This window comes from Rhodovarius crocodyli, from assembly GCF_004005855.1.
Lineage (GTDB): Bacteria > Pseudomonadota > Alphaproteobacteria > Acetobacterales > Acetobacteraceae > Rhodovarius > Rhodovarius crocodyli.
In genome coordinates, this window is record NZ_SACL01000001.1 from 344,088 (window position 1) to 356,513 (window position 12,426).

Below are 12,426 nucleotides of genomic sequence, written 5' to 3' on the forward strand. Positions count from 1 at the left end.
TGTGTTGACCGAACCGCCCGCCCCATGCTTCCTGCCCCGGTGGAGCACGCACCCGACAGGCTGGCCCGAGCCCTCGCCCCGCAGATCACCGCGCGGCTGGAGGCGATGATCCTGGACGGCACCCTGCCGCCGGGTGAGCGCCTGCACGAGCAGGCGCTGGCTGACAGGCTCGGTACCTCGCGCGGGCCGCTGCGCGAGGCCCTGCGCGCGCTGGAGCGTGAGGGGCTGGTCGTCTCGGGCGGGGCGCATCGCGGCATGGCGGTGCGGCGGCTGGAGGCGCAGGAGGAAGCGGAGCTGTATGACGCCCGCGCCCTGTTGCAGGGTTTCACCTGCGCGCTGCTGGCCGAACGCATCACTGATGCCGGGCTGGCCGCGCTGGACGCGCGCGTGGCGGAGATGGACGCCGCCATCGAGGCCGGCACTGCCGATGCCTATTACCGCCAGAACCTCGATTTTCATGAGGCCATGCTGGATCTCGCGGGCCACGCCCGCACCGCCGGGCTCTACCGGTCGCTCGTCAAGGAATCGCTGCTGACACGACGCCGCACCCTGGCCTCGACAGCCAACATGCGCGACAGCAATGCCGAGCACCGGGCGATGGTGGATGCCATCCGCGCCCGCGATGCCGACACGGCCCGCCGCCTGGGTGAGGCCCATGTGAAGGGCGGCAAGCGCCGCTGGCTGGGAGGATTATGAAGACCATCGGCCTGATCGGCGGCATGAGCTGGGAAAGCTCCGCCGAATACTACCGCATCATCAACCAGGGCGTGCGCGACCGGCTGGGCCCCACCGCCTCGGCACAGATCCTGATGTGGTCCTTCAATTTCGCCGAGATCGAGGAGTTGCAGCATCGCGGCGACTGGGAGGCGCTGACGGCCCGCATGGTCGATGCAGCCCTGCTGCTGGAGGGCGGCGGCGCGGATGTGCTGCTGATCTGCACCAACACCATGCACCGGATGGCGGAGGAAGTGCAGCGCGCGGTGAACATCCCGCTGATCCACATCGCGGACCCGACGGCAGAACGCATCAAGGCCGCGGGCTTTACCCGCGTGGGCCTGCTCGGCACCGCCTTCACCATGGAACAGGATTTCTACAAGGGCCGGCTGATGGCGCAGCACGGGCTGGATGTCCTGATCCCCGGCGAGGAGGACCGCGCCACCGTCCATCGCATCATCTATGAGGAGCTGGTGGCCGGCATCGTGACGGAGGCGTCGCGTGAGGCCTATCGCCAGGTCATGGCCCGGCTGGTGGAGCGCGGCGCACAGGCGCTGATCCTGGGCTGCACCGAGATCATGCTGCTGGTGAAGCCGGAGGACAGCACGGTGCCGCAGTTCGACACCACGGCGATCCACGCCCAGGCCGCGATCGATCAGTCCGCCAGCGTATAGGCCACGACCGCATTGGCATGGCCATGCCCCATGCCGTGCTCATTCTTGAGCATGGCGACCAGCTCCATGTGCTTCGCCGGCATCCGGCTGCGCACCAGCGCGATCCATTCGGCGATGGGCTTGCCGTACTTCTTCTCGATCGATGGAAAATAGGAAGCCGGCCCCTTCACCGGCTCCCCGGCCATCAGAACAGCCCCTCGATCATCCCGGCCTCATCCAGCCGGATCTGCTCGGCGGCGGGCACCTTGGGCAGGCCGGGCATGGTCATCACCTCGCCCGCGATCGCCACCACGAAGCCGGCCCCCGCCGCCAGCCGCACGTCGCGCACCGGCAGGGTGTGGCCGCTCGGCGCGCCCAGCAAAGTGGGGTCCGCGCTGAAGCTGTATTGCGTCTTGGCGATGCAGACCGGCAGATGGCCGAAGCCCTGCGCCTCGAAGCGCGCGAGCTTCTCGGCAACGCCGGCACCCAGCACGATGTCGTCCGCGTGGTAGATCTCACGCGCGATGGTGCGCACCTTGTCGGCCAGCGGCAGCTCGTCGGCGTAGATCGGCTTGAAGGCGGCGTCGCCGGCGGCCAGGCGCTGCTGCACCAGCTTGGCCAGGCCCTCCGCGCCCTTGCCGCCCTCGCCCCAATGGCGGCACACCACGGCATCCGTGCCTAGCGCCGTCACCGCCTCCATCACCGCCTGCTCCTCGGCCGCGGTGTCGGAGGTGAAGTGGTTCAGCGCCACCACCGGCTTGATGCCGAATTTGCGGATGTTCTCGATATGGCGGGCCAGGTTGGTCATGCCGCGGCGCACGGCGTCCACATCCTCACGCCCCAGCTCGGCCTTCTTCACGCCGCCATGCATCTTCAGCGCACGGATGGTGGCCACGATCACGACCGCATCGGGGGCGAGGCCGGCAAGCCGGCACTTGATGTCCAGGAACTTCTCGGCGCCCAGGTCGGCGCCGAAGCCGGCCTCCGTCACCACCACATCGGACAGCGCCAGGCCCAGCTTGGTGGCCATCACGCTGTTGCAGCCATGGGCGATGTTGGCGAAGGGCCCACCATGCACCAGGGCCGGGTTGCCCTCCAGCGTCTGGACCAGGTTAGGGGAGAGTGCGTCCCGCAGCAGCACCGCCATGGCGCCGTCGGCCTTCAGATCCTTGGCCGTGACCGCCGAGCCGTCGCGGCGGTACCCCACGATGATGCGGCCCAGCCGCGCCTCCAGGTCCAGCATGTCGTCGGCCAGACACAGGATCGCCATGACCTCGGAGGCCACGGTGATGTCGAAGCCGTCCTCGCGCGGGAAACCGTTCTTCACACCCCCCAGCGAGGACACGATACCTCGCAGCGCGCGGTCGTTCATGTCCATCACGCGGCGCCAGGCGATGCGCCTGGTGTCGATGCCGAGCGAGTTGCCCCAATAGATGTGGTTATCCAGCATCGCGGCCAGCAGGTTGTGCGCGCTGGTGATGGCGTGGAAGTCGCCGGTGAAATGGAGGTTAATGTCCTCCATCGGCACCACCTGGGCATGGCCGCCGCCCGTGGCACCGCCCTTCACCCCGAAGCACGGGCCGAGCGAGGGCTCACGCAGGCACACCATGGTGCGGGTGCCGAGCCCGTTCAGCGCATCGGACAGGCCCACGGTGGTGGTGGTCTTGCCCTCGCCGGCGGGGGTGGGGTTGATGCCCGTGACCAGCACCAGCTTGCCGCGCGGGCGCTGCGCGCGGGCCGCCGCCACGAAATCCAGCCCGATCTTGGCCTTGTATTTCCCGTGCGGCTCCAGGGCCTCCTCGTCTATCCCGGCGCGGGACGCGATGGCGGCGATGGGCCGAAGGGTGGCCTTGCGGGCGATTTCGAGGTCGATGGACATAAGGGGCAGCTCCTCCCTGACATCTCTCTGCCGGGATTGCCCCTGCCGGGCAAGTCCGCCCCCCGCCATGGGCGGCTGATTCGGGCCGCGCCATAAAAATGCCGCTGGACCTGGGTGGCACGATCGTTCATCACCATCTGAGGAGTGCTTCACGTTCGTTTGAAAAAGGGGCGAAACGCCTGGTATGGACGGTATGACAACACCCCACGGCACGCCGACGGGGCCTGATGATACGCATGCGTCCGAGCATGAATCCGCCCCGATCTCCCGCATCGTGCGAGAGGTGGCGGACCGCTTCCCTGGCGAGCGCATTACCCTGGGCGACATGGCGGATGCCTTCGGTGACCGCGCCTTCGGCCTGCTTATCCTGTTGCTTTGCCTTCCTTCCCTGCTGCCCGGCATGGCCAGCGTCTTCGGCCTGCCCATGCTGATCCTGGGCCTGCAGATGGGGCTGGGCCGGCGCGTGCCCAAGCTGCCCGGCTTCATCGCCCGGCAGTCCATCAAGCGCAGCGACCTGCTGCGTCTTTCCGATGGCGGCTCGAAGTGGATCACCCGCATCGAAAACTTCGTGAAGCCGCGTCCGGGCCCCTTCACCGGCCCCCTGGCCGACAAGGTGGTGGGCTGGCTCACGGTCTATACCGCGCTGATGCTGATCCTGCCCGGCCCCGGCACCAACGGCCCGCCGGCCTTCGGCAACATCGTCATGGCGCTGGGCGTGGTCGAGAACGACAGCCGGGTCACGGGCTGGGGCATCCTGGCCTGCGTGCTGGGCAACGTGTTTGCCACCGTCGTGCTGGGCGCGCTGGCGCTGGTCGCGATCAAGGCGCTGGGCTGGATGATCTGATCCGGGCATTTTGACCAGAATCAGAAAATTAGACTGATGACGCACGACGCGGCGCCGCTCATAACCGCAGTCGCATGTCACTGAAGCCATCCGGTCTTTCCGCCGCCGCCAGGGCCGCTCTCCTGTCCCGCATCGCGCGCAAGGAGACGCCGCGCGGCAATGCCTCACCCGGCCGCGACTTCTCCACCCTGCCCGCCGCGCGCGACATCGCCATGGTGCGCGCCGGCGCCGAGCAGATGGAGATCCCGAACCCCTTCTTCCGCGCGCATGAGGGGGTGGCCGGCGGCCACAGCCGCATCGGCAACCGGGATCTGATCAATTTCTCCAGCTACAACTACCTGGGCCTGAACGGGGACCCGCGCGTCACCGCCGCCGCCAAGGCCGCGATCGACCGCTACGGTGTCTCGGCCTCCGCCTCGCGCATCGCCTCCGGTGAGCGCCCGGCCCATGCCGAGCTGGAGGCGGCGCTAGCCGCGCATTACGGCGTGGAGGCCGCGCTGACCTTCGTGTCGGGCCATGCCACCAACGTCACGGTCATCGGCAACCTGCTCGGCCCGCGCGACCTGATCGTGCACGACACGCTGGCGCACAACTCCGCCTCCGAGGGCATGCGCCTGTCGGGCGCGCGGCGCGTGGCCTTCCCGCACAATGACTGGCGCGCGGCGGAACGCGAGCTCGCCTCCCAGCGCCGCCGCCACACGCGGGCGCTGATCTATATCGAGGGCCACTACTCCATGGACGGCGACATGCCGGACCTGGCCCGCTTCGTGGAGATGGCCGAGGCGCATGACGCCTGGCTGATGGTGGATGAGGCGCATGCGCTGGGCGTGCTGGGCGCCACCGGCCACGGCATCGCCGAACAGCAGGGCGTCGACCCGAAGCGCGTCGATATCTGGATGGGCACGCTGTCCAAGGCGCTGTCGGGCTGCGGCGGCTATATCGCGGGCAATGCCATGCTGATCGACATCCTGAAGCATTCCGCCCCGGGCTTCGTCTATTCGGTCGGCATGCCGCCCGCCGTCGCCGCCGCCTCGCTGGAAAGCCTGCGCATCATGCAGGCCGAGCCCTGGCGGGTGGAGAAGCTGCAGCGCATGGCCACCCTGTTCCGGGACGAGGCGCGCCGGCGCGGCTTCGATGTCGGCGCCTCCGCGGGGCTCGGCATCGTGCCGGTGGTGCTGGGGTCCTCCATCAAGGCGGGCCGCGTCTCCGCCGCGCTGTTCGAGGCGGGGGTGAACGTGCAGCCCGTGCTGTACCCCATCGTGCCCGAGGGCGGCGCCCGCCTGCGCTTCTTCATCAGCGCCGAGCACGAGGAGGCCGACATCATCCGCACGCTGGAGGCGCTGTCGGCCGCGTGCGCCTAGCCCTCCTCACCCTGGAGAGCCTGGCGAGCGCGGAGGCGGTGCATGCCTTCGTCGCGGCCGACCCGGCGCGCATCGCCATGGTCGGCATCAGCGATCCGCACCGCCCCGCCATGGGCGGCATGGCCGGGCAGATGGCACGCCACCTGCGCCGATCCGGGCTGGGCTTCCTGCCATATCTGGCGGTGAACTTCTCGCTGCCCGGGCTGTTGCGGCGCCAGGGCCGGCTCTCGGACCTGTGCCGCGCGCATCGCATCCCCACGCGCTGGGTGCGCGATGTGAACGGCGCCGATACGGCTGCCGCCATCCGCGACAGCGGGGCGGATCTGATCCTGTGCTTCCACTTCGACCAGATCCTGTCGCCGCAGACCCTGGCACTGACGCCGCTCGGCGGGCTGAACGTGCATCCCTCGCTGCTGCCCCGCCACCGCGGCCCCATTCCCACCTTCCATGCGCTGTGCGACGGCGACACGGGCGTGTCCGTCCATGTGCTGGCGCCGCGCATCGATGCGGGCGCCGTGGTCGCCCAGAAGGCCGTGCCGCTGCCCCCCGGCACCAGCGCCGGCGAGGCCGCACGCCGCCTGCACCTGGCCGCCCTGCCGCTGCTGGAACAGGCGCTGGCACGCCTTCCCGTGCCTGCCGCGGAGACGGGGCCGCTGCTGCCCTACTGCCCCTTCCCGGACCGCGCGGCGCTGCGGCGCGCCCGGTCCCGAGGCGTGCGGCTGACGCGCGCGGCCGATGCCTGGCGCGCCCTGCGCGCCCCGGCCCGCGGCTGGTAGCACCATGACCGAACGCCGCATCCTGTTCCTGCAGGGGCCGATCTCACCCTTCTTCTGGCGGCTGGGGCAGGCGCTGGCGGCGCGCGGCCACATCGTCAGCCGGATCAATGTCTGCCTGGGCGACCGCATCTTCTGGCCCGGCCCCGCCACGGATTATGCCGGGCGCCTGCGGGACTGGCCGGGCTTCATCGCGGACTACCTGGACCGGGAGCGCATCACGGACATCCTGCTGCTGGGTGAGCAGCGGCCCTATCACCGCATCGCCATCGCGGCCGCCCGGCAGCGCGGCATCCAGGTGGCCGTGACGGATTTCGGCTACATCCGCCCCGACTGGATCATCCTGGAACGCGACGGCATGAACCGGGACAGCCACTTCCCGCGTGATCCCGCCGCCATCATGGAACTGGCGCGCGAGCTGCCGCCCGTGGACTGGACCACGCGCTACCAGGATGATTTCCCCACCCAGGCCCGCTGGGACATGCTGTTCCACCTGGCGAACATGGCACCCTGGCCGTTTCCGCATTTCGAGCGCTTCCTGAAGTTCCACCCGATCCCGACCTACATCGCCACCGGCTGGCATCTGCTGATGCGGAAGCTAGAAGGCCGCCGCGCCCGCAGCGTGCTGCAGGCCTTCCCGTCCAGCGCGCCCTTCTGGATCTATGCGATGCAGATGGAGACCGACTACTCCATCCGTGCCTACAGCCCCTATCCGGACATGGACACGCCGATCGAGGAAGCCATCCAGGCCTTCGCGCAGGGCGCCCCGGCCGACAGCCACCTGATCGTCAAGGTTCACCCGCTCGACCCCGGGCTGAAGCGCTGGCGCTTCCGCATCGGGCGCATCGCGGCCCGCCATGGGGTGGCCGGGCGCGTGCATTATTTCGGGACAGGCCGGCTGGATGACCTGATCGTCGCGAGCCAAGGCGTGATAACGGTGAACAGCACGGTGGGCATCCGCGCGTTGCAGCTCGGCCAGCGGGTGCATGCGCAGGGGGAGGCGATCTACCGCATCCAGGGCCTGTCGCATCTGGGCCGGCTGCGGGATTTCTGGACATCACCCCTGCCCGACCCTGCGCTGGCCGACGCCTTCCTGCGCTGCCTGGCGCACTGCCTGCATGTGCGGGGGGTCTATTACGCGGAACCCGGCCTGACGGTTGCGGTGGAAGGGGCAGCGGAGCGGATCGACAGGGACATGCTCAACCAGCCCATGGTGTGAGGCGGCGCTTTCCAGATTTGATCAAATCGATGATTGACTCTATCGGCTGATCGACCAAAGCTGGCGGCGTGGACAGCACCGAGCCCTCACAGCTGCCTTTCGGCAGCACCGTCTACCAGCGCCTGCATGAGCTGCTGCGCAACGAGATCCTCTCCGGCGCGCTCGCCCCCGGCAGCCGCCTCAAGATCGCGGAGATCGCGGCCCGCCACGGCCTGAGCCAGATGCCCGTGCGCGAAGCCCTGCAACAGCTTCAGGGCGAGGGGCTGGTGGTGCTGCTGCCCAATCGCGGCGCCACCGTCCGCCGCATGGATGCCCGCTTCCTGGGCCAGATCTTCGCGATCCGGGAGGCGCTGGAATGCATGCTGACCGCCGAGGCGGCATTGCTGATCGATGCCCCCACCCTGGCGGCGCTGCGCGTGATGCAGCGGCAGTTCGACCAGGCCGCCGCGCGCGACGACCACCAGGCGGCCTCCGCGCTCAACCGCGATTTCCACCGCATCATCCTGGCCGTGCCCGGCAATGACGAGGCGCTGCGCCTGATCGACGTGCATTCCGGGCTGATCAAGGCGTTCCGCTCGCGCTTCGGCTATGGCCCAGGCCGCCTGGCCACCGTCAGCGTCGACCACCACGCGCTGATCGACGCCCTGGCCGCGCGTGACGCCGAAACCGCCCGAACCCTGTCCGCGCGGCACCTGCGTGAGGCACGGGACGATCTGGTGGCCGCCCTGGAAGCACAGGAGGACGCGGCCCGCCTGGCTGTCTGAACAGCGCACCGGCCCCGGCAAGAGGGCAAGGCGCTTTGGAGGAAACATGGAACGACGCCACTTCATCGTCGCGGGCGCAGCGCTCGCGATGCCTGCCGTCACGCGCGCGGCGGTGCCGAACGTGCCGGTGGAAATCCGGCTCTATGTCGGCTTCGCGGCCGGCGGCGCCACCGACCTGCTGGCCCGCCGCCTGCAACCGCTGCTGGAACGGCGCGGCCATCGGCTGGTGATCGACAACGTGCCGGGCGGGGGCTCCACCATCGCGCTGAACCGCGTGGCGCTCTCCCCGCCCGATGGCCGCACGCTGGGCTTCGCCTCGGGCGGGCTGCTCTCGCTGGTCGCCAGCGGCGAGGTGCCGCTGCGGCTGAACCAGTTCACCAACCTGGTCCGCATCTCGCAGGACCCCGCGATCCTGGTGGTGGGCAACAACAGCCCGATCCGCACGCTGGACGATTTGATCGCGGCGATCCGGGCCGCGCGCGGCTCCTTCTCGGCCGCCGCGGCCGGGGCGGAGGGCTCGCTCGGCCACCTGAACCTCAATGCCTTCGTCCAGTCGATCGGGGGCGAGTACATCTACGTCGCCTATTCGGGCGCCTCGCGCATCGCCAATGAGCTGATGGGCGGGCATCTGGGCGTCGGCCTGGTGAAGCCCGCCGACGTGTTCGGCCAGATCCGCAGCGGGGAGTTGCGCCCGATCGTGCAGTTCGCCGACGAACGCCTGCGGCAGATGCCCGACGTGCCCACCACGGCCGAGCGCGGCATCAATGTCTTCCCGCACGGCAAGATGGTGCAGATGACCTATCTCGTCGGCCCGGCGGGTGTGCCCGCGCCGGTGCAGCAGGGGCTGATTTCCCTGTTCCGGGAGGCCGTGCTCTCCCCCGAATTCCAGGCCTCGGCCAATGAGGATGCCTTCCTGGCCGACGGCATCCACGGCGCGCCGCTGGAAGCCGCCGTGGACGAGATGTTCCGCGGCTTCCAGGCCGCCTACGCCCGCATGCGCTGAAGGATCCATCCATGAAGATCACCAATGTCAGCGTCTATCGCGCGCCCATGACCGCGATGAAGGAGGGTGCGGCCCACGCCGTGCTGCTGGTGCGGATCGAGACCGACGAAGGCATCAGCGGCGCGGGCGAGATCGGCCTGGCCTATGGCGCCGGCGGCAGCGGCGCCGCGCAGATCGTGCTGGAGCTGGCGCGCGCCCATGTCATCGGCCGCGACCCGATGCGCACGGAGGCGATCTTCGACGCCATGCGCCGCAAGACCTTCTGGGGCCATGTGCCGGGCCCCATCTTCGGCGCGGCGGTCAGCGCGATCGACGAGGCGCTGTGGGACATCAAGGGCAAGGCCATGAGCCAACCCGTGCATGTACTGCTGGGCGGCGCCTGCCGCGACGAGCTGCGCCTGTACTGCAACGGCTGGTACCGCAGCCGCACGACGCCCGAGGCCTATGCCGAGGCCGCGCGGGACGTGGTGGCGCGCGGCTTCGACGCCATGAAGTTCGATCCGATGAAGCTGGATGCCGCCGGCAAGTCCGCCCACCCCAACCGCCGGCTGGAACGCCCGCTGGAGAACCTGGCCGCCGCCCGGGTGGAGGCGGTGCGCGAGGCGGTAGGCCCCGACATCGACATCCTGGTCGAGCTGCACGGCAATATCTGGCCGATGGACGCCATCCGCTTCGGCAAGCGCATCGCCCACACCAACCCGCTGTTCATGGAGGAAGTGGCCGACGCCGAGGACGCCGAGGCGGCCCGCCAGGTGGCCGAGGGCTGCGGCCTGGCCATCGCGGGCGGCGAACGGCTGTGCACGCCCATCGAGTTCCGCCGCTTCTTCGAGCTGCGGGCGCTGTCGGTCGCGCAGCCGGACATGGGCATCGCGGGCGGTTTCACCGGGGTGCGCGCCATCGCGGCGCTGGCGGCGGCGCATGGCGTGTACATCCAGCCGCACAACTGCGGCGGGCCGATCTCCACCGCCGCCTGCCTGCATTTGTCCTTCTCGATCACCAACTTCCTGATCCAGGAGATCTTCCCGGTCTGGCCGGAGGATGACCGCCTGGACCTGGTGGACGCCCCTTACGAGAAGCAGGTCAGGAACGGCCGCATGCCCCTGCCCAGCCGGCCGGGGCTGGGGGTGGAGCTGAACATGGACTACCTGAAGCGGCTGGATTGCCTGACGGCGGTTTAGCCGGCTTCGATCCCGGCCTCTCGCACCAGCTGGGCCATGGCCGTCCGCTGCTCGACGACATAGCGGGCGAATTCGGCGGGCGGCGTGCCGACCGGCATGGCGCCCAGCGCCTCCAGCCGGGCCTTCACCGCGCTGTCGGCCAGCGCCGCCTGCATGGCCTGGTAGATGCGCGCGGTGGCTGCCTCGGGCAGGCCGGCCGGCGCATACAGGCCGTTCCACTCATTCAGCTCATAGCCGGGGAAGCCCTGCTCCGCGACGGTCGGCACGTCAGGCAGGGAGGCGATGCGACGCGCGGTGCTCACGGCGAAGGCCTTCACCCGCCCCTCCCGCACCAGCTGCAGCGAGGAGGAGACAGTGCCGAACACGAAGGCCACATTGCCCGCGATCACATCCGGGATGGCCGCGGTGCCGCCACGATAGGGCACATGTTCCATCCGCAGCCCGGCGCGCTGGCACAGCAGGGCGGCGGCCAGATGCGCTGCCGTCGCATTGCCCGAGGAACCATAGGGCGTGCCCGCCGGCAGCGTCTTCAGATGTGCGATGTATTCCTGAAGCGTGCGCCCCGGCGCCGATACCGGCGCGATCATGATCTGCGGCAGCACCACGATCTGGCTGATGGGGGTGAAGGCGGTGGAGTAGTCGAAGGGCAGGTTGCGGATCAGCGCCGGGTTCACGGTATGCGCCATGGCATCGACCATGATGGTGTGGCCGTCGGCCGGAGAACGCGCCAGTTCCGCGGCCCCCAGGGACCCGCCGGCGCCCGCACGGTTATCAACCGCCACCGCCTGGCCCAGCGCCGCCCCCATGGGCCCGGCCAGCAGCCGCGCCGTGGTGTCCACGCCGCCACCAGGGGAATAGGGGGCGATCATGCGGATGGACCGGGTCGGCGCCCAGCCCTGGGCCATGGCGGGTGCGGCAAGCAGCGCAGGCGCCGCTAACAGCGCGCGGCGGGAAATGAACGTCATGTTATCCTCCATTGCGGCACGCTTGCCCGTGGGGCGCCTCTCGCGCAAGTGATATCCGCGCGGCGCATGCGCGCCCGCCCAGAAACCGGGTATGATGGGGCATGACTGTCCAGAACATTACCGTCCAGTCCGGCGACGCGGGCATCCGGCTCGATCGCTGGTTCCGCCGGCACTATCCCGCCCTGACACAGGGCGCGCTCCAGAAGATGCTGCGCAGCGGCCAGATCCGCGTCGACGGCGCACGGGCCGAGGCCAATACCAGGCTGGAAACCGGCCAGGACGTGCGCGTGCCGCCCATGCCGACCGCCCCCGCCCCGATCCGCCCGCGCGTCAGCGAGGAAGACCAGGCCTTCATGGAATCCCTGGTGCTGTACCGGGATGCCAGCGTGATCGTGCTGAACAAGCCGCATGGGCTGCCGGTGCAGGGCGGCCCCGGCATCACGCGCCATGTCGATGGCCTGCTGGATGCGCTGGCGCATGAGGATGAGCGCCCGCGCCTGGTGCACCGGCTGGACAAGGACACTTCCGGCGTGCTGGTCCTGGGCCGCACGGCGCAGGCGGCGGCGGCACTCGCCAATTCCTTCCGTGGCCGGGACGCGAAGAAGACCTATTGGGCCGTGGTGGTGGGCCAGCCCGAAATCCAGGGCGGCCGCATCAACCTGCCGCTGAAGCGTGAGGGCGGCGCGCGCGGGGAGCGCACCGTCGTCGCCCAGCCCGCCGACAAGGCCGGCCAGTTCGCCATCACCGACTACGACACGCTGGAAGTCGCCCGCCGCCGTGTGGCGCTGCTGGAAATGCGCCCGATGACCGGCCGAACCCACCAGCTGCGCGTTCATGCCGCCGAGGCCCTGAAATGCCCGATCCTCGGCGACGGCAAATATGGCGGCGAGGATGCGCATCTGGAGGAACTGCCGCATGAGCTGCACCTGCATTCCCGCGCCCTGTCCATCCCGCACCCCGAGGGCGGCATGCTGGAGGTCGCGGCCGGGCTGCCGCCGCACATGCTGGAGACCTTCCGCTTCTTCGACTTCCCGAACCCGGTCCCAGCCAAGCCGCGCTGGAGGCGCTGAAGC

General features: G+C 69.7%; 13 protein-coding genes. 10 read left to right on the plus strand and 3 right to left on the minus strand.

Translation table 11 applies throughout. From position 1 onward, the window contains the following. The first annotated feature begins 24 nt into the window (after positions 1-24). Both EOD42_RS01605 and EOD42_RS01610 read left to right on the plus strand, forming a co-directional pair. Positions 25-696, plus strand: a complete 672-nt coding sequence (locus EOD42_RS01605; RefSeq protein ID WP_164867734.1) for a GntR family transcriptional regulator — start codon at positions 25-27, stop codon at positions 694-696. Continuing rightward, entirely contained in the window at positions 693-1,388 is a 696-nt protein-coding gene (locus EOD42_RS01610; protein WP_127785306.1) for an aspartate/glutamate racemase family protein, read from the plus strand. The genes EOD42_RS01605 and EOD42_RS01610 overlap by 4 nt, the downstream gene beginning before the upstream one ends. Here the strand turns inward: EOD42_RS01610 and EOD42_RS01615 are convergent. Together EOD42_RS01615 and EOD42_RS01620 are read right to left on the minus strand one after the other, a co-directional pair. Further along, positions 1,370-1,573, minus strand: coding sequence for a DUF4287 domain-containing protein (locus EOD42_RS01615; RefSeq protein WP_127785307.1), 204 nt, complete (start codon positions 1,571-1,573; stop codon positions 1,370-1,372). The two genes, EOD42_RS01610 and EOD42_RS01615, sit on opposite strands and share 19 nt — an antisense overlap. Then, positions 1,573-3,246 (minus strand): formate--tetrahydrofolate ligase, encoded by a 1,674-nt coding sequence (locus tag EOD42_RS01620; RefSeq protein WP_127785308.1) that lies wholly within the window; start codon positions 3,244-3,246, stop codon positions 1,573-1,575. The genes EOD42_RS01615 and EOD42_RS01620 overlap by 1 nt, the downstream gene beginning before the upstream one ends. A 184-nt stretch (positions 3,247-3,430) precedes the next feature. Here EOD42_RS01620 and EOD42_RS01625 point away from each other — a divergent pair, with 184 nt between their 5' ends. The 7 genes from EOD42_RS01625 to EOD42_RS01655 all read left to right on the plus strand — a co-directional run bounded on the left by EOD42_RS01625 (position 3,431) and on the right by EOD42_RS01655 (position 10,388). After that, positions 3,431-4,090: an exopolysaccharide biosynthesis protein gene (locus tag EOD42_RS01625; RefSeq protein ID WP_240654764.1), complete on the plus strand. Its 660-nt coding sequence runs from the start codon at positions 3,431-3,433 to the stop codon at positions 4,088-4,090. A 74-nt stretch (positions 4,091-4,164) separates the two neighbouring features. After that, the gene (locus EOD42_RS01630) at positions 4,165-5,451 is read left to right on the plus strand and encodes an aminotransferase class I/II-fold pyridoxal phosphate-dependent enzyme (RefSeq protein WP_127785309.1); all 1,287 of its coding nucleotides are present in this window, start codon (positions 4,165-4,167) and stop codon (positions 5,449-5,451) included. Next, positions 5,442-6,227 (plus strand): formyltransferase family protein, encoded by a 786-nt coding sequence (locus EOD42_RS01635; RefSeq protein WP_127785310.1) that lies wholly within the window; start codon positions 5,442-5,444, stop codon positions 6,225-6,227. The genes EOD42_RS01630 and EOD42_RS01635 overlap by 10 nt, the downstream gene beginning before the upstream one ends. A gap of 4 nt (positions 6,228-6,231) precedes the next feature. After that, the gene (locus tag EOD42_RS01640; protein ID WP_164867735.1) at positions 6,232-7,443 is read left to right on the plus strand and encodes a capsule biosynthesis protein; all 1,212 of its coding nucleotides are present in this window, start codon (positions 6,232-6,234) and stop codon (positions 7,441-7,443) included. A gap of 68 nt (positions 7,444-7,511) precedes the next feature. Then, positions 7,512-8,207 carry a GntR family transcriptional regulator gene (locus EOD42_RS01645; protein ID WP_127785312.1) on the plus strand — a complete coding sequence of 232 codons (696 nt, stop codon included), beginning with the start codon at positions 7,512-7,514 and terminating at the stop codon, positions 8,205-8,207. A 46-nt stretch (positions 8,208-8,253) separates the two neighbouring features. Next, a complete protein-coding gene (locus tag EOD42_RS01650; protein WP_127785313.1) occupies positions 8,254-9,210 on the plus strand; it encodes a Bug family tripartite tricarboxylate transporter substrate binding protein in 957 nt (318 codons plus the stop codon). 11 nt (positions 9,211-9,221) lie between these two features. Then, complete coding sequence (locus EOD42_RS01655) at positions 9,222-10,388, plus strand: mandelate racemase/muconate lactonizing enzyme family protein (RefSeq protein WP_127785314.1); 1,167 nt, start codon at positions 9,222-9,224, stop codon at positions 10,386-10,388. On the opposite strand, the gene EOD42_RS01660 is transcribed toward EOD42_RS01655, so the two are convergent. Continuing rightward, positions 10,385-11,353, minus strand: a complete 969-nt coding sequence (locus EOD42_RS01660; protein WP_127785315.1) for a Bug family tripartite tricarboxylate transporter substrate binding protein — start codon at positions 11,351-11,353, stop codon at positions 10,385-10,387. The two genes, EOD42_RS01655 and EOD42_RS01660, sit on opposite strands and share 4 nt — an antisense overlap. A gap of 101 nt (positions 11,354-11,454) precedes the next feature. Between EOD42_RS01660 and EOD42_RS01665 the strand changes: the two genes are divergently transcribed. After that, the gene (locus EOD42_RS01665) at positions 11,455-12,423 is read left to right on the plus strand and encodes an RluA family pseudouridine synthase (RefSeq protein WP_127785316.1); all 969 of its coding nucleotides are present in this window, start codon (positions 11,455-11,457) and stop codon (positions 12,421-12,423) included. The last annotated feature ends 3 nt before the right edge of the window (positions 12,424-12,426 follow it).

What these genes read in the sequence shown, in the direction of transcription:
- EOD42_RS01605 (WP_164867734.1), top strand. Translation starts at nt 25, where the DNA reads ATGCTTCCTGCCCCGGTGGAGCACGCACCCGACAGGCTGGCCCGAGCC.
- EOD42_RS01610 (WP_127785306.1), top strand. Translation starts at nt 693, where the DNA reads ATGAAGACCATCGGCCTGATCGGCGGCATGAGCTGGGAAAGCTCCGCC.
- EOD42_RS01615 (WP_127785307.1), bottom strand. Translation starts at nt 1,573, where the DNA reads ATGGCCGGGGAGCCGGTGAAGGGGCCGGCTTCCTATTTTCCATCGATC.
- EOD42_RS01620 (WP_127785308.1), bottom strand. Translation starts at nt 3,246, where the DNA reads ATGTCCATCGACCTCGAAATCGCCCGCAAGGCCACCCTTCGGCCCATC.
- EOD42_RS01625 (WP_240654764.1), top strand. Translation starts at nt 3,431, where the DNA reads ATGGACGGTATGACAACACCCCACGGCACGCCGACGGGGCCTGATGAT.
- EOD42_RS01630 (WP_127785309.1), top strand. Translation starts at nt 4,165, where the DNA reads ATGTCACTGAAGCCATCCGGTCTTTCCGCCGCCGCCAGGGCCGCTCTC.
- EOD42_RS01640 (WP_164867735.1), top strand. Translation starts at nt 6,232, where the DNA reads ATGACCGAACGCCGCATCCTGTTCCTGCAGGGGCCGATCTCACCCTTC.
- EOD42_RS01650 (WP_127785313.1), top strand. Translation starts at nt 8,254, where the DNA reads ATGGAACGACGCCACTTCATCGTCGCGGGCGCAGCGCTCGCGATGCCT.
- EOD42_RS01655 (WP_127785314.1), top strand. Translation starts at nt 9,222, where the DNA reads ATGAAGATCACCAATGTCAGCGTCTATCGCGCGCCCATGACCGCGATG.
- EOD42_RS01660 (WP_127785315.1), bottom strand. Translation starts at nt 11,353, where the DNA reads ATGACGTTCATTTCCCGCCGCGCGCTGTTAGCGGCGCCTGCGCTGCTT.
- EOD42_RS01665 (WP_127785316.1), top strand. Translation starts at nt 11,455, where the DNA reads ATGACTGTCCAGAACATTACCGTCCAGTCCGGCGACGCGGGCATCCGG.